The following is a 19,433-nucleotide window of genomic DNA, read 5'->3' on the forward strand; positions in this document are numbered from 1 at the left end:
TCTCATTTAAAAAAGGCAGGGAGACTCTTTCGAATCCATCCCTGCCGGCCAACCTAGACATTAAAAGAAAAGAGAGGGTCTTTTCTTTTTACCTGTCGTGTGTACGATGCCGTACAACGATCCGCTAATATTCATAAGCCTGCCACATGAACATGCAGGTTTATTCTATTTATCGGATAAAAATCACGGTCGTTTTCAAACCTTTTACGCAAAAATCGTTTCTAAGATGTGAAAGCTTATGCATCATGGTACTCAACCATCGTAGTGTGGTGTTGAAATAGAGTTCTGGCAGATTGACGTATCGTGATTTTTTAAACTCTAAACCTGTGTGGTATGAAAAAACTGTTGTTGTTTGCGCTTACCCTGTACGTTGTATCGCTTCATAGTGTAGCTGCCCAATCGTTGCAACCCCTGACGGGCAAAGACTCGGTCAACATATTGCTCGGATTTTCCAAAAAGATATACAAAACAGATGTTGACAAAGCCCTCTGTCTCACCAAGCGCGCGTACCGCCATGCACAGGAAGCACGCAGTATGGATGGTGAAGCGCGATCGTCACTCATGCTCGGCATTCTTTACAAAGAAGTAAACAACTATACCGAGTCACTGAACGCTTACCAGCATGCTCTTCGCTTGTTTGAAAAACTGAATGACTCTACGCAGATCGGACTTACCTACAACGGCATGGGCGGAGTATACCTGTTCAACCTGAATCACGTTACGTGGTCTGCCTATTACTTCGGCAAGGCGCGTGCGTACCTGCAACACGATTCTGTTAACCTGGCGCTTCCGCTTACCAACCTCGGCTCGCTGAAACTACGAACCGGCAAATTAGATGAAGCCCTCGCACTATACGAAACAGCCTATAGCTTGCAGGTAAAGTATAACGACCTGCCGCGCATGAGCACTACGCTGAACAACATTGCTACATTGCTCGATTCAAAGAAAGAATATGCAAAGAGTAAAGAATACTATGCAAGAAGCCTGGAGATTGAGAAAATACTTGAAAATCCCAAAGGTATTTCGTGGACATTGCTTGGACTTGCAGGAGCATGCTGCATGAACAACGAACATGAACAAGCGGAAGTACATGTGCGCGAAGCGATGGGCATTGCAAAAAAATATTCCCTGCATAAAAACTATATACATGCCCTGCAATACCTGGCGTATGAATGTGAGCATACTCACAAGCTGAAAGAAGCCAAAAGCTTTGCCTTGCAAGCCAGCAGCCTTGCTGATAAACATAACCTGTCGCACGTAAAAGGTGAACTATACCAGCAGCTTGCTTTTGTTTGCGAAAAGATGGGCGAGCTGAAGCAGGCGCTGCACTACCAGCAAAAACATAGTATATATAAAGATTCGTTGGCTGAAGCTGAACGCAAAGCAGCCGATGAAGTTGCAGAGCTTAAGGATAAACCAGCACTTGCTTCAGCACCGGGTGCCACGAACGATTACTGGCCCTGGTTAAGTTTCGCTGTGATCTGTACAGCATCCATCGGGTTTATATTTCTGCGAAAGGCAAAGCATCCGCATCAAACAGAAATAACGGAAGTACCCGGGACTCCGGTTGACGAAACGCCATCACCTGCTATAGATATACCTATACCATCACAACCCGAAAACAACGGACAGGCTACCCTACCGGATAGGGTACACCTGGAGGTGATTAACGGGCAAGGCATGAAGATCATCAACCTGGACAATATTCAATGGTTTCAGAAGGATGGCAAATCATATCATGCCTTTACGGAGAAAGGTAATTACCGCGTGCGCCAGAATATGACCGAACTGGAGGAATCATTGCCGCGGGGCCGCTTCTTCCGCATCAATCGCACGGTGATCATCAACATGGATGCGATGAACAATTATTCCTTCTGGGAGAATCACAAGTATATCATTCGCATGAAGGATGAGCAGAAAACAGAATTTACGATTTCACGCAACCGGCTCCGTGAGATGAAAGAGAGCTTCAATGTATTTGAGCACTAGCGATCGCAGCATAATCTGCCTGTTGCAATTGTGACGCTATATATTCCTGTACTTTGCGGATGCGTGCAGTATCAAATTTACCGGTTTGCGCATTGACGCGACCGTCATCAATGAAGCATTGTTTTTTACGCGGACACTGACAGGCTTGTCCCGATCGCAGCAAACTACATTTACCGGCCATCCAGTTACGCAGGTCTTTTCGAGAGCGTGATAGTTTCTGGCGGTAATTATCGGGAGTTATTTTCAACACTCGTGCAGCAGCCTGGTGGTCCATTCGAAATATATCGGCCAGTACCAGCGTCATACGCTGGTCTTCACTGAGACACAGCAATACGCCCGAGAAGTAATCATTCAGGAAGTTATCCGGAAATATAGTCTCTTCAGCCAGTGTGTCATCCGCAGCGGCAAATGCCTGTTGACGCTGGAGTGATCGCTCCCTGCGCATCTGTTGTAAAACATGATTTACGGTGATACGGTATAACCATGTAGTAAACGAACTTTGCTGCTTGAATTGCGGAAGGTGCTCCCACACAATCGCCCATATATCCTGCGTTGCATCTTCAGCTTCAGCGGCATTGCGACCTAACTGTTTTACCAGCCGCATCACAAAACCGGTATGGCGCGCAAACAATACCTCTGCTGCTTTATGGTCGCCTCTTCCTGCAACAGCAACCAGTTCTTCATCATTATAACGGAGTAAATCCAAACGCATACAACGGTAGGGTTATGCACACTTTGCAGCATGCTCTTTATCCGCGATCATATCCACCAGATCATCAAACCCGATAGATAACTGCCGGGCGGGCCACTGCACGTTACCGCGTCTTATTATACACTCATGCTCTGCGCAGTTCCAGTGAACGGCTGTTGCCTGCGTAAAGAAAGTTTTGGTCTCCGCACATAGTACTTCCAATTCTGCAAAAACATCCGCAGGTATAACCTCGTGGTGAATTGGCGGAGTGACCAGCGTTGGCTGAATACGGATCTGGGTTATATCACGTGAAAGCTCGCGCGATATGAGAAAGCCCAGTCCAAACCACAGCACACGATCGGATAAAGGGGTTTTAACCTGCAACACAACGGCACCACTACTGTGAAACGAGAGTGCCTCCACAACAACCGGTTGCCGCGCCTGAAACCGGACACTGGCTATACCATCGGAGTGTCTTTCAACACGGGGATTTAGGGTGATCTTCATAGCGAAAGGGTTCGTTAGTCTTTTCACCAAAAATCACCGATGTTATATTGAAAAAAATGCGAGACTGTACTGAAATGTAGCTTTGATAGCCTGAGATGGAGCCCTTTGTTCTTTGAATAAGGAGGTTTTATACTGAAATATACCCATCATCCCTACTCCATCGTGCGAGCACTTCTATACCACGCATCAGTTCTGCATGGCAATGGAAGTCATCACAATCTTGTTGCGGCACTGTGCTTCGTGCGAAATCATGAAGACCAGAAATTCATACGGCGTGCGAAAGTTTCGAACCTTACCTTCGCGCATCGTTTTACGAATGAGTTGAGTAATGGCATCGGCTGTCTTGTCGAGCGCCTGTTTCAGTGTTTCTTTTTCAAGGCCGCGGTCTTTGAGTTTTACCAAACCACTGGCAAGGGAAGGTTCATTCTCTTCAATCCACAACAGTCGTGTGTTGTGCATGTGTACAAATTGCTCGAGTAAATTCGAAGCACGGTTTGAAGACAGTGCCCTGCGAAAATTTTCATCTGCAAAAGAATCCAGCAGCAGTAAATTGATCCGGTTGTTAATTTCCCACGTATCCAAAAATCGTTTCATAGTAATTGCGTCTATACTGGTTAAAGTTTTTTAAAGTGCCCGGTAGTATTTACCTTACCGGGACACTTTCTTTTGGATCAAACATCCCACGTCAGTCTATGTCCCACCACACCCGACTATGGTGCTTATCTCCTCCGCTGATCCGGGCAGAGGCAGCTTCGTAATTAATCTTGTTCAGGGTGGCCTCTACATTCGGGTATGCATACCGTCTTGGAATCTCACCACTCTCGTTCAGCGCATAGGGTGTGGGTTGTAAATCCGGATACCCGGTTCGTCTCCACTCAAACCACGCTTCAGTTCCGTTCGGATATAGCGCGAGCCATCGCTGTGTTCCGATCTTCGAAAGTTTTTCTTCGTCTGTGCCGGAGAATTCTACATCTGCATGACCGGTATATACTTCGAATATATCCTGGTCAAAAACTTCGTGCTGCTCCCACGATGCGCGAATGGCATCGTAATACAGATCAGCGGCATCATCGCCAATCCAGTTTCGTACGGCAGCTTCTGCTTTTGCAAGTTGCACTTGAGAAGCCGTCACTATATATCCGCGTGTTGTTGTCTCACGGATCGCTATACCCGGGCGTGAGTAATCATTTTCGTTTGTCCAGTCGATGAGCAGCGAGCGGGTTAATCCGTATGGCAATCCTACAAATTCCTCGTCCTGGTTCCGGTCGGCAAATACTTCAATGCGCGGGTCGTTGAGATTCGTTAATGTATTCATCAACGTTTCACTCACACCGTAATCATCCCTTCCGTCAAAGAGTACATTTACCGGGTTGCGTAGTTTATCATCATCGAGAAAACCTACAAACACATTATCGTCATTGGAAGCAACGTGCCCTGCCGGATGTTCATACGCACTGATAAATTCATCGCGCGCTGTAGCTGGTTCAACATTCGAAAGACGAAGCGCCATGAGCATGCGCAGTGAGTTTGCAAATTTCTTCCACCGTGATGCATCGCCATGAAAAAGTATATCTCCATCCAGCATCCTTCCATTATCAAACTGGTCTACAGACTCACGCAGTTCTTTCAGGAGATCGGTATATATTTCCTGCTGCGAAGTATAGGCTGGTAATGTATTCTGTTTCAACGCTTCAAAATACGGCACATCGCCCCAGCGATCAGTTACCACCCAGAATAAATATGCTCTGAGAATACGTGCTACTGCGAGCTGATTATTGATTGATGCAAACTTCACCATTTGCTCACGAGTTTCATCTTTTGTATTGAGGTCGATGATCGTTTGTAAATCCTGTAAGGACACAGCATAGTAATTGTCCCATAGGGCAAACGTTGTAGCATACTGCGAATCTTCCGGATATTGACTCTCGGACCAATACTGTACATACAACATCGGTTCCGGTGCACCCACGGTTTGAATACCTGCTATACCTCCGCGCAGTGTATATCCCGCTTGCGTAGCGGGCACTCCTGTGATCGCTTCCGTCAGCAATGCAAACGGTACGGGTACACGTGCTGCATTCGGATTTTCATTGGTATCACCAAAGTCCGAGCAGCCTGCTCCGAGCAACAGCAAGGCAACTGCTGCCCACCTTTTTTTAACTATACTTAATGCCATAATGCTTGATTATATAATATGATTGTATCAGAACGATGCTTTGATATTAAAACCGAGTGAACGTGTACCTGGCTGCTGTCCATTCTCGCCCCAGCGCTGTGAAAGTTCGGACGTATCGATGTTCCGGTTGGACAAATAAATAAGCCATGGATTACGCGCTACCACCGAGAACGTAAGGTTCTGCAACACGCGGCTCTTGAGCGGCACTTTATAGCCCAGACTTATCTCACGTAACTTCACATACGAAGCATCGAATACAGAATTGTCCAGTATACTGTGATCGACAAACTGGTGGAAGTAATTATAGCCCTCTACATCGTACGCCACAGGCTCACCGTTTTCATTTACACCGGTTACATGTACACCACCGCCTTCTGCAACTGCATCCCGCACATTCTTACCGTTGCTGTTAGTTGCTGCGGTTTGAGACAGCAATCCTGAATACTCACCCCACAGATTAGACAATGAGAAATATTTACCACCGCGTTGAAAGTCGATCGCTACGGCCAGTGAGAAATCCTTATAGGTAAAATTATTAACGATACCACCCGTGAAATCGGGAAGCACGGAACCGAAGAACACATCGTTCTCTGTCTGATAAGTACCATTGTCATTCAGTACCGGCTGACCGTTGATCTTGCGTATACCCGTACCGCGCAGTTGTCCCCATTTATTGCTGCCTCCATCGTAATCCGTCTTGTTCACGAGGTATACAAAATCAAAGTAATCGGACACATCGTATCCAGGAGTGGTAGCATTGATGGTATTTATACCGTCTGCCAGTTCAATCACTCGCGAGTTATTGCGCGCCAGATTTATACCTATATTCCATTCAAATGAACGTGTACTTACCGGAGTTCCTTCAAGGAGAATCTCAATACCATTACGCTCTACACGACCTGCGTTGATCACCTTGTCAGAGAATCCACTGGCAGTACTGATGTCTACATTCAGGATTTCATTCTTCTTTACTTCTTTATAGTATGTAAAGCTGACACCGGCACGGTTGTTCAGGAACTTCAGATCAAAACCCATTTCATACGCAGACGAAAGTGAAGGTTTGATGTTAGCGTTCGTTAACAAGTCCGGAGTTGTCATGAGTATATTTCCATCGAACTGGATCTGATCTACCGGGTACGTTAAGTATAGCTGGTAGGGATCCATGTCTGAGCCAACCTGTGCCCAGCTGCCGCGAAGCTTACCATATGAGAGAAATGGAAGCACAGTTTGGGTAAGTTCGCTGAACACAAACGATCCACCCACCGAAGGATAAAAGTATGAGTTGTTATCGGCCGGCAATGCAGAGCTCCAGTCGTTGCGCGCTGTGAATTCCAGGAAGGCAAAATCTTTATAGCCAACGGATGCTCTTCCGTACAAACTTCTCACCGTTTTATTCTGGCGGTAGTTATAGTAATTCAACGCTCCTTTGGAGTTTGAGACAATGAAAAGATCGGGCACAACTAGACCTCCGTTGGTCGCGATGCGCACATCTTTATAGGAGTTCTGCCGGATGTTACCCCCTATATTTACATCGATATCAAAATCACCTACCACCTGGTTATAGCTAGCCAGGAACTCATAGTTATTTTCAATGTTGGATGTCTGGCCGGTGCTATAGGCGGCCTGAGCATTTGTCTGTGCTACACTTCGCTCGATGATGTCCGGTGTTTTATCTTCATAGTTTGAAGACAACTGATTTCTGCGGAAGAAACCCTGCACACGGAAATGTTCGTTAAGTTTAACCGTCAGATTTACATCTCCGAATAAGCGATCGCGCTTGGTGGTGAAGTTAATATAGTCCATATAGGAATATGGATTATACCAGTAATTACCACGGTTAAAATTCAGAGACGAAAATGTTGTGGACGAAGTCGGATTGGTGTGATTCCAGCTTGCCAGTGCTCCCGTAGGCGTTTTGAAATTACGCAACTCTTTGAGTTTGCTCATATCCAGGTCGCGATGAAACCATTGGTTAAAAGAACCTGCTCCGCTATAGTTGGAGTAATCATCATCAAAATTACCGAACACCACTTCGTTTGTATAATTGATATTCGAGCCAATGGTAACATAGCGACCGAGGTCTGCCGAATTTTGTGTAGATATATAGTTACGATCCAGGCTTGTATTGGGAAGTATACCGGTTTGCTTCAGGTTGGTATAGGATACACGTACAGAATATCCTTCACCGGATTTACTGAAGTTTATATTATTATTGAATGTTTTACCGGTTTCATAGTAGTCACGTACGTTATCAGGCTGTGCAGTATACCTGGCTGTTTTGAAAGAATACGCTGTACCGGGATACCATGCATACCAGGGTATATATTCAGAGCCATCAATCTTCGGTCCCCACGAAGCATCGTCTGAATAATCGTGATATTTCTTGCCATCGAGCGCAGCCCATTCTGCCGGGTGCACACCCGCGTTATAAGTAAATGTTCTGAAATCAGAACTACCTCCGCCACCGTACGTATTCTGATAACTCGGTAGTATATTTACTTCTTCAAAGGTTGTTGTACTGTTCAGTTCAAGTCCTATACCTTTGGTTTTACGACCACGCTTGGTGGTGATCTGTACAACACCGGCATCACCACGTTGTCCATAAAGTGCTGTAGCGTTGGGGCCTTTCAGAATTGAAATGGACTCTACATCATCCATATTTATACCGAGATCAACCGGAGAAACACCACGGGCACCGCGCTCAAAATTATTCACGGGGGTTCCGTCAATTACATAGAGCGGACTCTTCTCGGTAAGAGAAGCCGAACCGCGAATACGAATGGTAGCAGCAGAACCGAGCTTTGCCCCGGATTGATTCAACACCTGTACACCGGCAACTTTACCGGCCAGCGTTGAGTTGAGATCTGCATCGCGCGTGATGCGAAGTTTTTCATCCGCCTTTACCTGCTGTGCCGAATAGGACAATGATTTTTCATTACGCTCAATACCCAGCGCAGTAACAACCACTTCCGACAGTTGCTGAAAATCGGGTTGCAACGGTACGTCTATTGCCGTACGATCGCCCACTTCAATCTCCTGCGACTTAAAACCAATAAATGAAAATACCAATACGGTATTTCCGGCAGGCAACGCAATGGTATAGTTACCATCGGTATCAGTAACAGAGCCAACGGTTGTACCTTTCACCAGTACATTTACTCCGGGCACTCCCTGGCCATCTTCTGCGGATGTTACCTTTCCGGTAACAGTCCGGTCTTGCGCAACGCTGGTACCACCAGCCAGTGCGCAGAGGCCCAGCAATACAATCTGTAAAATCCTCTTCATAGATTTTGGATATTTTTTAAGAGGATTGGATGCAGCTCTATCAAAGGTGTGACAGTTCGTGACAAAAAAAGATTTCAGTCACATTCAAAAAGAAATGAGACAATACAAAAAAATCCTGGGCGTAATGTCCAGGATCCTATCAAACAACTCGGTTATACACAACGTATTTGTAAACCTTATCTCATCGCTTTCTGCTTTTCTTTGCCGTTTTCTTAGCGCCTTTGCGCGCTGATTTCTTCGCTCCTTTTTTTGCTGCTTTCCTGCCCGCCTTCTTTGCTCCTTTCTTCGGAACTTTAGCACCTGCTCGTCTCGCTTCTGATAAACCAATGGCAATTGCTTGTTTGCGACTGGTTACTTTCCTTCCACTGCGGCCGCTCTTCAACGTGCCTGCTTTTTTCTCGCGCATTACTTTCGCCACTTTTTTCTGCGCGGACTTTGAGTATTTTGCCATAGCGTTTTTTTTAGATTCTCGGGGCTAAAAATCCGTGCCGTTCGGGTGGATTGGAAGATTGAAAAATTTTAAAATTGGAAGATTAGTTTCCGGTATAGCCATGTTTCAATTTCTAATTTTGTAATCTTGTAATCTTCCAATTTTACAATTCTCCATGAGCTTGAGGCGTTCGGGTACGGCAGATCTTCCTTTACATTACGGACATGTTCCGCGGTGGCTCGCGGAGCGTATGGGCAGACTTGGTCTCGCGATTACGGAAGCAATTATAACTGAGTATGGTAAAGCGGAAGTACTGCGAAGACTTAGTGATCCGTTCTGGTTTCAGAGTCTGGGTTGCGTGATGGGAATGGACTGGCATTCTTCCGGTATAACTACTTCGGTGATGGGTGCATTGAAGCGTGCTATAAATCCGCATGCGAAAGAACTGGGAATCTATATATGTGGTGGTAAAGGGAAAACCTCGCGTGAGACACCTGCTGAATTGTTAAAGGTTGGAGAATATACCGGGCTTGATGGTGACTTCCTCGCACGCTGCAGCAAGCTTAGTGCAAAGGTTGATAACACCGCTGTGCAGGATGGTTTTCAACTATATCTTCATAATTTTATCGTGAGCAGCGAAGGACAATGGGCTGTGGTACAACAAGGCATGAGTCCGATGAGTACAACTGCGCGAAGGTATCATTGGCATTCGGCTTCACTTACTTCTTTTGTCGAAGAGCCGCATGCATCGATCTGCGGAGAGAACCAGGGAAATATACTGAACATGGTGGCACGCGAAGCTTCTCCTACGCGTTCGAGCCTGATGGAGATGGCGCATGAATCACCTGAGCGCATGCTGAAAGAAATACGTCAGCTCATAATGCCTTCGCATCATGAAGTAAAAGCAAAAGATGTAGACATTAAACGACTGGGAAGTATACTTTGGCTCGCGCATGAAAAGCAACCCAAAGATTTTGAAGAATTATTGTTACTCGAAGGACTTGGCCCGCGGACACTGCAGTCATTAACATTAGTGAGCGAAGTTATTTATGGAACGCCTTCACGTTTTAAAGATCCGGCTCGTTTTTCATTTGCGCATGGTGGTAAAGATGGTCATCCATTTCCTGTACCTGTAAAAGTATACGATGAGACTATCGCGACACTCCGAACAGCGGTTGATAAGGCCAAGCTTGGAGAAAGCGATAAACAACAGGCCATAAAAAGTCTTTCGGATCTTTCGATTCGTGCCGAGAAAGACTTTATACCGAATACAAACCTGGATGCAGTGATCGAGAAAGAACGTGAAGAATCGTGGAAATACGAAGGTCGCACCGTATTTGGTAAAGCCGTGCCTCCCCCTCCCAAAAAGAATCAGCAGTTAAAGCTATTCTGATTTTTATCAGCTTCGCGTTACCCTATATCTATACTATCACTACGACACTATTTCCATTTGCTTTCTTGCGCGCGAAGCAACCGATTCACGGGAAAGTATATTACTCATAATAACATCAGCCTTTACCGATGATCCGGTTACTGCATGATGTTTACCTTGCAGCAAAGCTTCATACCCGATACGCGCGATATCTGCAGGGTCAGCAAGATCATTCTGAGCCACCTTCGTCTGGGCCGCATGAGCTTTTCTGAAAAAGTCTGTACGCGTTGGGTCCGGTATCAGAGCCGTAACTGTTACACCGGTTCCCTCCAGTTCATTAATGAGCGAATCCGTAAACGAAAGTATAAAAGCTTTGGTAGCAGCATATACCGACAGTAATGGTGTAGGCTGATAGGATGCAATCGAAGCGAGTTGAAGAATGCGTCCGCGTTTCTGTCGCAACATATCACATGCATATAATTTCGTCAGGTGTATCATGGAAGAAACATTTAACTGAACGATGGACAGATCGCGTTCAATGCTTGTCTCACAAAACAAACCGTGTTCGCCTGCTCCTGCATTATTGATCAGTATATTTACCTCCATACCCTGCAACCTGGTTTGCTGGTATATATTCGCAGCAGCGCCTGCTATAGACAAATCGGCCACAACAGGAAAAACGTTCGGTGCTCCCAGCGCATGAAATTGTTCTGCGACTTCATGCAGTGTACGTTCAAATCGCGACACCACTACCAGGTTATATTTATCCGCTGCAAATAGTTTGGCAAGCTCATACCCGATGCCACTCGTGGCTCCTGTAATCAGGACCGTGTCATAATCTCTCATATTGTTTTGGTTTAGCATCAACGTTGTTAATGATCAATGAGTAAAGTATCATGTCCAAAAATCATTCCGCTGCTATATGTGATCCACTTAAAATATTTGCGTTTTGGGGAGTGTATACCCCACGGTAGTTCATACAACAACGTGTTCAGTATAAATTATCCCCAATGAAACTTCGATCCGGCTGGCAGCAAAATTTATTCACTCTGGCTAAAAACCATAAAGTTATGATCACACGAGATGGAGCTTATGTAAGTCTGTGGCAGGATATGCCGGTTTATGAAACACAACGTAAAGCATCGTCAACACTTATATACGATGCTGTGATTGTGGGTGGGGGAATCACGGGTATATCTACCGGATTGTTATTGCAGAAGAGTGGTTTAAACTGCCTCCTACTGGAGGCACATAATATAGGGTTTGGAACAACCGGTGGTACAACAGCTCACATCAACACATTGCTTGACACCCCGTATACTACGATTTCAAAAAACTTCGGAGAGGACAACGCGCGACTGGTGGTACAGGCTACCCGTGAAGCTGTCAACCTGATCAAACGAAACATACAGGATTACCGGATTGATTGTGAATTTGAAGAAGCATCTGCTTTCTTATTCTCGCAGGATGACAAACAATCCAAAGAACTGGATGATATCGCAGAGGCTTCTGAAAAAGCAAGTCTCAAACTCGAGCCGATTTTTAGCATCCCCGTTCCTATACCTTTTGAAAAAGCTATCCGGGTAGAAGAGCAGGCTAAATTCCACCCGATGAAGTATGTTTATGCACTGGCTAAACAATTTGAAGCGCTGGGCGGAACCATTGTCCAATATTGCCGTGTAACGCATGCAAACGAAGATGATGACATGATACAGATCGAAGCAGAGTCAGCATCATTCAAAGCATTGAAATTAATTTACGCTACACATATACCGCCTACTATAAATTTACTGCACCTGCGCTGCTCCCCTTGGAGAAGCTACGCCATGGCCATAAAGCTGAAGAGCGGTAACTATCCGGATGGTCTCATCTATGATCTGTATGATCCTTACCATTACTATCGCACGCAGGTAGTTGATGGTGAAAAATACCTGATTGCCGGAGGAGAAGATCACAAAACCGGTCACGAGCCGAACACAGAAAAGTGTTTCCGACAGTTGGAGAGTCACGTCAGAAGGTATTTTGATGTGAGTGAAATCAGCTATCAATGGTCATCACAATATTTTGAATCAACGGATGGGCTACCGTACATCGGTCACCTTCCTGGACACTCGCACAATGTATATGTAGCAACCGGTTTCGGCGGCAATGGCATGACCTATAGCAGTGTGGCTGCCATCGTATTAAACGAGCTTGTTACAAAGAATGAAAGTATATATGGCGACCTGTTCTCGCCTACACGTATCAAGCCGATTGCTGGCTTTGCAGATTTCATTGAGCACAACACCGATGTAGCGAAACAATTCATTGGCAAATGGTTTACCACCGGGGAACTGGAAAGCATGGCCGACCTCGCGCAAGGTGAAGGTAAGGTTGTGAAGTTTAACGGTGAAGTGATTGCCGTATCAAAAGACAGCGATGGTTCCCTGCATGCCGTGTCACCGGCCTGCACCCACATGAAATGTAGTGTAGCCTGGAACCTCGCAGAACAAACCTGGGATTGTCCATGTCACGGGGCACGATACTCTCCGGATGGTAAAGTATTTACCGGCCCGGCCACGCGTGACCTGGAGCCGGTTGAGCTTCGTACACTCTCCGAAAAAGAAAAGTAAGCAACGCACTTCTATGCAGTATACTCGTAATGAGTTATACCGCATGGTATATATACTTCGACAATGCCGGAAGGACCATCCATCGTTATTTTGAAAGAAGCCGTTCAGGCATTTAAAGGGAAGAAAGTTACTGACGTCAATGGCAGCACGCGAAAGTTTGATGCCTCACGTCTGAAAGGAAAAAAGATTACAGACTTTAAAAGCTGGGGCAAACACTTTTTAATTTGCTTTCCCAGGTTCACAGTCAGAGTACATTTTCTGCTCTTTGGCAGCTATCGGATCAACGAACAGAAAGATGCTACCCCGCGTCTGCACCTTCAGTTTTCCAGGGGAGAATTAAACTTCTACGCCTGCGCACTCGACCTCATCGAAGCACCGCTGAACGAAGTATACGATTGGACAGCCGATGTAATGAATGAACATTGGGATGCTGATCAGGCCCTGAACAAACTGAAGGCAAATCCCAAAATGCTGGCATGCGATGCGCTGCTGGATCAAAGTATATTTTCAGGTTCCGGGAACATCATCAAGAATGAAGTATTGTTCCGTACGCGCATTCATCCTCTAAGCTACATCGGAAAATTACCGCCCGCTAAAAAGAAGTTACTGGTTACCGAAGTGGTAAACTATAGCTTTGATTTCCTGGAATGGAAGAAAAAGTTTGAATTGAAGAAACACTGGCTGGCACACACCAAGCGTACTTGTCCGAGAGATAAAGTCCCACTGAAAAAGGAATACCTCGGAAAAACAAATCGAAGAACCTTCTACTGTGACATCTGCCAAAAACTATATACATAATGCAACAGAACATGAATATATTAACCGCTATAGTAGCGGGTATCGGAGGAACAGCCTTGATGACAGCATTTATATACCTGGTGTCGTACATTACACACAAGCGATTGAAAGTGGTAAAGATATTGGGCACCATGCTTACATTTCAAACTACTCCCGATAAAGAAACCTCCGAACACAGCTCTGCTGTTGTGGTTGGGATTTTGGGACATTACCTGGTGGGTATTATATTCTCTGTGATCTACTATTTACTCTGGACAAATGGAATCGGAAAACCAGATTTCATAACCTGTGTACTCTATGGCTTCATCAGCGGCATTGTCGGCATTATCGTATGGCGCATCTTTTTCGCCATCCACCCCAACCCACCAGCCGTACCGTTGAAAGACTATATCCCATCCATCCTTGTCGGACACATCTTCTTTGGTGCGGGCGTCTGGGCGACTCTTCAACTCCTAACCTAAACACCAACACACGTACCCACATAGACACGTCAACCTTCCAGTTTCTTCAGGCACTTCGCCATATCAATCCCTTTCTTCAACACGCCTTTGAACAGATCGCCTTTTTTGTCCAATCGCTTCGGTAGCGTCTTCATGGTAAACTGTGCAGGTGACAATCCACGCTTTACTTCTTTCCAATCGAGCGGTGTAGATATAGTCGCACCCGGCACCGGACGCAGACTATATACCGAAGCCAGTGTTTGTCCGCGTTTGTTCTGCAGGTAATCCAGGTATATTTTATTCTTGCGTTTATTGAGTGAACGTTCCATCGTAGTCGTGTCGGGCAATTGCTCCATCGTCAGTGTGGCAACAATCTCCGCGAACGAACGCGCCTGTTCATAATCATACTTCGCGCCCAACGGTACGTATACATGCAGACCCGATGCACCAGACGTTTTACAAAACGAAGCCGCACCGGCTTTGGTCAGTATATCTTTAATAACCCGGGCCGCATCAATCACCTCGTCAAACGTACTTTTTTCAGAAGGATCTATATCCATGATGAGATAGTCAGGATTGTCCAAACTCTTTACACGCGAATTCCACGGATTGATTTCAATGCAACCGAGATTATTCAGGTATAACAACGTTGCCTTGTTGTTGCAGAGGATATAGTCAATCTCCTTGTCGGCACTCTCTGAATATAGTTCTATACTATCCACCCATTCCGGAGCGGCATCACCGGCATCTTTATGAAAGAAGCCTTTATCCGCTATACCATTGGGATTTCGTTTGAGTGATTGCGGTCTGTCCTTCAGGTAAGGAAGAATGTATTTATGAATGCTGTTATAATATTCAATCACTTCCCCTTTGGTAATACCTTCGTCTGGCCAGTATATTTTATCGAGGTGTGTAAACTTCAGTTCGTGTCCCTGCACCTTTACTATACCGCTGTCGGCTTCTGGCTTACCACTTGCTTTCCGCCTGGCAACTTTCTTAGCTGCTGGCTTCCGGGCAACTGTCTTTTTCACTTTTGTCTTTGTGTTTTTGTCTGATGCTACTTCCACGTCCAGGTGATCTACTTCTTTAGCTTTCTTATCAATCCGTAATCCCATGAACACAGGGTGTCTCAAAATTCCATCATCCGTTACTTCGGTATATTTGATAGCACATACGTGCTTAGGATCCACCCACGTTACCGGTGCATTGATGGGTACTTTCGTATCGAACGGGGATGTCTTGCGAACATCCGGTTGCAGCGTTTTGAACACATCCTTCAGTATCTTCTCAGTAAAGCCTGTGCCGGTGTGTCCTATATATTTCAATTTACCTTTCTGATACATGGCCAGCACCAACGCACCGAAATAACTTCTGCTGCCGCGCGGCTCGGTATAGCCCGCTATAACAGCCTCTTGTGTATTGTGATTTTTTATCTTGAGCCAGTCGTACGTTCTTCTTCCAACGGCATATGTACTTTCTGCGCGTTTCGCGATTATACCTTCGAGGCCGAGCTTCACAGCATGTTCAAAGAAAGCCTTTCCATCGGCAGCAACATGGTCGGAATATTTCAATACATTACCTGGCGGCAACACCTGTGCGGCTATCTTCTTCCGCTCAAGCAACGGCAGGTCCGTTATATCTTTTCCTTTATACCGCAGGCAATCAAACACGTAATATACCAACGGCAATGAACGATTCTCACTATAGTGCTGCAGCTTTTGAAAACTCGGACGATCATTCTTATCAAGCACAACAACCTCACCGTCCAGCACAACATCATCTTTAATCTTTTTCAACTCTTCTGCTATCGCGGGATATAGTCTTTCGAATGACAAACCGTTCCGCGAATAGAACCTGATGTTCTTCTTACCCACTTCTGCTACTGCGCGATAACCGTCCCATTTAATTTCAAAGATCCAGTCTTCATCATTAAAAGGCTCCTCACGCGTATAGGCCATGGTGGGCTTAATATAGTCTGTTACCTTCTCCTTTGAGGATCGTACAGAACGCGGCACCGATATATCAGATGAAGTGCTTTTATCTTTACTGCTCCTGGATTTACGTTTTACTTTAGACTCTTGTTCTATATCATACTCATCCGTTGCATACTCATCGCGATGCTTGATGAGCAGCCAGTTCTTGCCATCACCATTCTTCATCTTTACCAATGCAAAAGAACCTTTCAGCCTTTCGCCATAGAGTATAAATTTCAGGGAGCCATTCTTCAACTCCTGCATCATTGTTTTATCGAGATCCGATGCTTCTTCTTCCGGTTGGTATGTGCCATGATCCCATATCTCTACGGTACCGGCACCATAATTACCTTCAGGAATTTCGCCTTCAAAATTTCCATAGGCCAGCGGATGATCTTCCACCATAACTGCAAGTCGCTTGTCATTGGGATTCATCGAAGGACCTTTCGGTACAGCCCAGCTTTTTAAGACACCGTTAACCTGCAATCGAAAATCATAGTGAAGTCGCGAAGCATCATGTCGCTGCACGACAAAAGTAAGCGCAGCAGATTTCTTTTTTGCTTTGCCGGAAGGCTCGGGTGTATGCGCGAAATTACGCTTGCGGGTATATACCTGTAGACTCATTATGATGCACGTTTAAGACTCGCCTTAAGCTGCGACATCAGGTCTGTCGATTTACGATGTGTTACTTTCAGTTTCGGGTAGTCTGCTTTCTTACCGGTAGCTTTTGCCTTGATCAATTTACGCAATTCACCGGTATAGGTATCTTTAAACTTATCTATTTTGAACGGACCTGTAAGCTGGTCGATCAGCGAAAGTGCCATCTTCAACTCTGCTGCCTTAGGCCTGCCGGCTGGTAATTTCAGCTCGGATGTATCGCGAATCTCCTCAGCGAAACGTATCCGGTTCAATACAATTACTTTATCGCTGGCGCGCAATACACACAAGTGTTCTTTACTTCGCAATACAAAACTTCCCACGGCAGCCTTTTCACTTTTTACAAGTGCGTCATGCAACAGGCTATACGCGCGGGACCCCGAACGCTCCGGCTCCAGGTAATACGGTGTCTCATAATATACCGGGTCGATCTCATCTTCCTGTACAAAGTCAGTGATCTCGATCATCCTGCTTTTCCTCGGACTCGCCCGCTCAAAGTCTTTATCATCGAGTACAACGTATTCACCTTTGTATTTATAGCCCTTCACGATATTGGCCCACGTTACCTCTTTACCGGTTTCTTTATTAACGCGCTGGAATTTTATATTGGCGTGATCTTTCTTGTCAAGCAGATCAAGATCCAGATCACTTTGCTGTGTGGCACTATATAATTTTACAGGTATATTTACCAGACCAAAACCTATAGCACCTGTCCATATTGCTTTCATTTTAAAACGGGTTTGATGATACATGCTGATGCTACGCGCACGTACAATAGTACGTACGTGCATAGCTTCTGCACACAGTGTTATAAATAATGTGCCAGCATAAAAAATATACCCCTCTCGGAGAGGACTTGCGTCCTGCTCCTGAGAGGGGGGATAATGGATTGTTTGCTTTAAAGAATTATATACCTCAGAAAATTCTGATCTGTCCCGCGAGTAGCTGTCTCACCGTAGAATTGAAAGTTTTTTTAGGAAGTTGTTTTTGCTTGATTCTCTTTCTGAAATTGATATACCGGTTCAACTGTTCTGCATCGCGCACCTCATCACCGAGGTGAAACCAAACCGTAGTATCGGTAGCGTGCAACCAACAGGCGCGATTGTTGTCCAATGCATTGAAAGTCCCAAAGGCCACTTTATTATTGCGAATGAGGCCATGACGAAAGATATCAAAGGCATGCAGTCCCGTATCTTCCGGTTGTATCTGAAAAGTAGTATCGGACGAAGGCGAAGGAAGATGCACTTCATCTTTCAGCAAAAAGTCTTCAATGCGAATTATATTTCCCTTGGCGAGTGCCGGAGAATCAGCACCCGGACTGAAACTTACTGAACCAATTTTAAAAGGAATATTAACCAGGCCAAATTCCAGAGTTCCTGTCCAAAGTGTATGCATAAATTAGCGAGGGTTGTAGCGAAGCATACCGTAAAATTTCGTGCCCGAGAGTTTTACACCGTTTAGAGCGATAATGCTGAAGGCGGGGTTTGGGTTTGTAGAAATGATTGTCCAAAAACAGTTGCGAGCCGCGAGCTTTGAGCTTCGAGAAGCAATACAAGGGCTACAGGCTGCTAGCTGCATGAAAAACTCGCCACGCGTTACAAGCTAAGAGAATATAGCGCTGCCAGCAAAAACGGTTTCGCTACGGGAATCAAACTACAGCTAGCGGCTGTTTTAAACGTTGCGTCTGCACGCCTGTTCCATTGCATCACCCCTCCCTCCGGTATAGTTTTTTCGTCCACGCACAGCTTCACTAAAACCAAAAAAATTATGGCGACAAAACTGGGAGATAAAAGAGTAGCTGTGCTCGCAACAAATGGTTTTGAGGAATCCGAATTTACAGAACCGATCAAAGCCTTGAAAGAAGCTGGTGCGCACGTGGATGTTGTCTCATTGCAAAAAGGAAAGATCAAGGCATGGGCTGAAAAAAACTGGGGCAAAGAATATGATGTCAATAAAACTGTAAGCGAAGTAAACGCGCAGTCGTATGATGCCCTGGTGTTACCAGGCGGTGTACTCAATCCGGATCAGCTTCGTGTAAACAAGGATGCTGTAAATTTTGTAACTGCATTTCTGCAGGAGCATAAACCTATAGCAGCTATATGTCACGGTCCGTGGACGTTGATTGAGACAGGTCTCTTGGAAGGACGGGAAGTAACATCCTACCCTTCTATCCGCACCGATCTCATCAATGCCGGTGCCAACTGGGTTGACAAAGAAGTGGTAGTTGACAACGGTTTAGTTACCAGCAGGAGCCCAAAGGACCTACCTGCATTCTGTCGAAAAATGGTAGAAGAATTCGCAGAAGGTGTACACCAGGAATAGCTGCGAGCTTTGAGTTATGAGCTGCGCGAGGCATATATAGGGCTTCTGGCTACTGGCTACAGGAAAAAATGCAACAAGCAGATAACACCTCTTGTAGCCAGAAGCCAGCAGCTAACCTTCCTCGTAGCTCATAGCTTACATCTCCACACAACGCTACCACTATAGCACGATATACTATACT

16 protein-coding genes are annotated in these 19,433 nt (G+C 45.5%); 6 read left to right on the plus strand and 10 right to left on the minus strand.

Features of this window, described 5'->3' with window-relative positions:
• Positions 1–333: 333 nt before the first annotated feature.
• Positions 334–1,989, plus strand: coding sequence for a tetratricopeptide repeat protein (locus ACFQ21_RS03240; protein WP_377574769.1), 1,656 nt, complete (start codon positions 334–336; stop codon positions 1,987–1,989).
• Here the strand turns inward: ACFQ21_RS03240 and ACFQ21_RS03245 are convergent.
• From ACFQ21_RS03245 to ACFQ21_RS03270, 6 genes are all read right to left on the minus strand, one after another.
• Complete coding sequence (locus ACFQ21_RS03245; RefSeq protein WP_377574772.1) at positions 1,970–2,701, minus strand: RNA polymerase sigma factor; 732 nt, start codon at positions 2,699–2,701, stop codon at positions 1,970–1,972. The genes ACFQ21_RS03240 and ACFQ21_RS03245 overlap by 20 nt on opposite strands.
• 12 nt (positions 2,702–2,713) lie before the next feature.
• Entirely contained in the window at positions 2,714–3,187 is a 474-nt protein-coding gene (locus ACFQ21_RS03250) for a hypothetical protein (RefSeq protein WP_377574775.1), read from the minus strand.
• A gap of 186 nt (positions 3,188–3,373) precedes the next feature.
• Entirely contained in the window at positions 3,374–3,781 is a 408-nt protein-coding gene (locus ACFQ21_RS03255; RefSeq protein ID WP_377574778.1) for a hypothetical protein, read from the minus strand.
• Between the two features lie 91 nt (positions 3,782–3,872).
• The gene (locus ACFQ21_RS03260; protein ID WP_377574781.1) at positions 3,873–5,363 is read right to left on the minus strand and encodes a SusD/RagB family nutrient-binding outer membrane lipoprotein; all 1,491 of its coding nucleotides are present in this window, start codon (positions 5,361–5,363) and stop codon (positions 3,873–3,875) included.
• 27 nt (positions 5,364–5,390) lie between these two features.
• Positions 5,391–8,648 carry a SusC/RagA family TonB-linked outer membrane protein gene (locus ACFQ21_RS03265; RefSeq protein WP_377574784.1) on the minus strand — a complete coding sequence of 1,086 codons (3,258 nt, stop codon included), beginning with the start codon at positions 8,646–8,648 and terminating at the stop codon, positions 5,391–5,393.
• Between the two features lie 181 nt (positions 8,649–8,829).
• On the minus strand, positions 8,830–9,099 hold the full coding sequence (locus tag ACFQ21_RS03270) for a DUF6496 domain-containing protein (protein WP_377574786.1): 270 nt from the start codon (positions 9,097–9,099) through the stop codon (positions 8,830–8,832).
• A 154-nt stretch (positions 9,100–9,253) separates the two neighbouring features.
• Between ACFQ21_RS03270 and ACFQ21_RS03275 the strand changes: the two genes are divergently transcribed.
• Positions 9,254–10,471 carry a DUF763 domain-containing protein gene (locus ACFQ21_RS03275; RefSeq protein ID WP_377574788.1) on the plus strand — a complete coding sequence of 406 codons (1,218 nt, stop codon included), beginning with the start codon at positions 9,254–9,256 and terminating at the stop codon, positions 10,469–10,471.
• Positions 10,472–10,510: 39 nt separating this feature from the next.
• On the opposite strand, the gene ACFQ21_RS03280 is transcribed toward ACFQ21_RS03275, so the two are convergent.
• Complete coding sequence (locus ACFQ21_RS03280) at positions 10,511–11,296, minus strand: SDR family NAD(P)-dependent oxidoreductase (RefSeq protein WP_377574791.1); 786 nt, start codon at positions 11,294–11,296, stop codon at positions 10,511–10,513.
• Positions 11,297–11,520: 224 nt separating this feature from the next.
• Here ACFQ21_RS03280 and ACFQ21_RS03285 point away from each other — a divergent pair, with 224 nt between their 5' ends.
• The 3 genes from ACFQ21_RS03285 to ACFQ21_RS03295 all read left to right on the plus strand — a co-directional run bounded on the left by ACFQ21_RS03285 (position 11,521) and on the right by ACFQ21_RS03295 (position 14,321).
• Entirely contained in the window at positions 11,521–13,062 is a 1,542-nt protein-coding gene (locus tag ACFQ21_RS03285) for an FAD-dependent oxidoreductase (protein WP_377574795.1), read from the plus strand.
• A gap of 63 nt (positions 13,063–13,125) precedes the next feature.
• On the plus strand, positions 13,126–13,860 hold the full coding sequence (locus ACFQ21_RS03290) for a DNA-formamidopyrimidine glycosylase family protein (protein WP_377574798.1): 735 nt from the start codon (positions 13,126–13,128) through the stop codon (positions 13,858–13,860).
• A complete protein-coding gene (locus ACFQ21_RS03295; RefSeq protein WP_377574801.1) occupies positions 13,860–14,321 on the plus strand; it encodes a hypothetical protein in 462 nt (153 codons plus the stop codon). Before ACFQ21_RS03290 ends, ACFQ21_RS03295 begins: the two co-directional genes overlap by 1 nt.
• Before the next feature lie 29 nt (positions 14,322–14,350).
• On the opposite strand, the gene ligD is transcribed toward ACFQ21_RS03295, so the two are convergent.
• The 3 genes from ligD to ACFQ21_RS03310 form a co-directional block, all read right to left on the minus strand.
• Positions 14,351–16,897 carry a DNA ligase D gene (ligD, locus tag ACFQ21_RS03300; RefSeq protein WP_377574803.1) on the minus strand — a complete coding sequence of 849 codons (2,547 nt, stop codon included), beginning with the start codon at positions 16,895–16,897 and terminating at the stop codon, positions 14,351–14,353.
• Positions 16,897–17,658 carry a non-homologous end joining protein Ku gene (gene ku, locus ACFQ21_RS03305; RefSeq protein ID WP_377574806.1) on the minus strand — a complete coding sequence of 254 codons (762 nt, stop codon included), beginning with the start codon at positions 17,656–17,658 and terminating at the stop codon, positions 16,897–16,899. Before ku ends, ligD begins: the two co-directional genes overlap by 1 nt.
• Positions 17,659–17,845: 187 nt before the next feature.
• On the minus strand, positions 17,846–18,325 hold the full coding sequence (locus ACFQ21_RS03310) for a hypothetical protein (RefSeq protein ID WP_377574810.1): 480 nt from the start codon (positions 18,323–18,325) through the stop codon (positions 17,846–17,848).
• Between the two features lie 372 nt (positions 18,326–18,697).
• On the opposite strand from ACFQ21_RS03310, the gene ACFQ21_RS03315 reads away from it, so the two are divergent.
• Positions 18,698–19,252, plus strand: coding sequence for a type 1 glutamine amidotransferase domain-containing protein (locus ACFQ21_RS03315; RefSeq protein WP_377574813.1), 555 nt, complete (start codon positions 18,698–18,700; stop codon positions 19,250–19,252).
• Positions 19,253–19,433: the final 181 nt, after the last annotated feature.

The sequence above is a fragment of the Ohtaekwangia kribbensis genome (assembly GCF_042676245.1).
Classification (GTDB): Bacteria; Bacteroidota; Bacteroidia; order Cytophagales; family Cyclobacteriaceae; genus Ohtaekwangia; species Ohtaekwangia kribbensis.

Bases quoted from the DNA above. Each gene is read 5' to 3' on its own strand.
- ACFQ21_RS03240 (WP_377574769.1), top strand. From the start codon at position 334: ATGAAAAAACTGTTGTTGTTTGCGCTTACCCTGTACGTTGTATCGCTT.
- ACFQ21_RS03245 (WP_377574772.1), bottom strand. From the start codon at position 2,701: ATGCGTTTGGATTTACTCCGTTATAATGATGAAGAACTGGTTGCTGTT.
- ACFQ21_RS03250 (WP_377574775.1), bottom strand. From the start codon at position 3,187: ATGAAGATCACCCTAAATCCCCGTGTTGAAAGACACTCCGATGGTATA.
- ACFQ21_RS03255 (WP_377574778.1), bottom strand. From the start codon at position 3,781: ATGAAACGATTTTTGGATACGTGGGAAATTAACAACCGGATCAATTTA.
- ACFQ21_RS03260 (WP_377574781.1), bottom strand. From the start codon at position 5,363: ATGGCATTAAGTATAGTTAAAAAAAGGTGGGCAGCAGTTGCCTTGCTG.
- ACFQ21_RS03265 (WP_377574784.1), bottom strand. From the start codon at position 8,648: ATGAAGAGGATTTTACAGATTGTATTGCTGGGCCTCTGCGCACTGGCT.
- ACFQ21_RS03270 (WP_377574786.1), bottom strand. From the start codon at position 9,099: ATGGCAAAATACTCAAAGTCCGCGCAGAAAAAAGTGGCGAAAGTAATG.
- ACFQ21_RS03275 (WP_377574788.1), top strand. From the start codon at position 9,254: ATGAGCTTGAGGCGTTCGGGTACGGCAGATCTTCCTTTACATTACGGA.
- ACFQ21_RS03280 (WP_377574791.1), bottom strand. From the start codon at position 11,296: ATGAGAGATTATGACACGGTCCTGATTACAGGAGCCACGAGTGGCATC.
- ACFQ21_RS03285 (WP_377574795.1), top strand. From the start codon at position 11,521: ATGATCACACGAGATGGAGCTTATGTAAGTCTGTGGCAGGATATGCCG.
- ACFQ21_RS03290 (WP_377574798.1), top strand. From the start codon at position 13,126: ATGCCGGAAGGACCATCCATCGTTATTTTGAAAGAAGCCGTTCAGGCA.
- ACFQ21_RS03295 (WP_377574801.1), top strand. From the start codon at position 13,860: ATGCAACAGAACATGAATATATTAACCGCTATAGTAGCGGGTATCGGA.
- ligD (WP_377574803.1), bottom strand. From the start codon at position 16,897: ATGAGTCTACAGGTATATACCCGCAAGCGTAATTTCGCGCATACACCC.
- ku (WP_377574806.1), bottom strand. From the start codon at position 17,658: ATGAAAGCAATATGGACAGGTGCTATAGGTTTTGGTCTGGTAAATATA.
- ACFQ21_RS03310 (WP_377574810.1), bottom strand. From the start codon at position 18,325: ATGCATACACTTTGGACAGGAACTCTGGAATTTGGCCTGGTTAATATT.
- ACFQ21_RS03315 (WP_377574813.1), top strand. From the start codon at position 18,698: ATGGCGACAAAACTGGGAGATAAAAGAGTAGCTGTGCTCGCAACAAAT.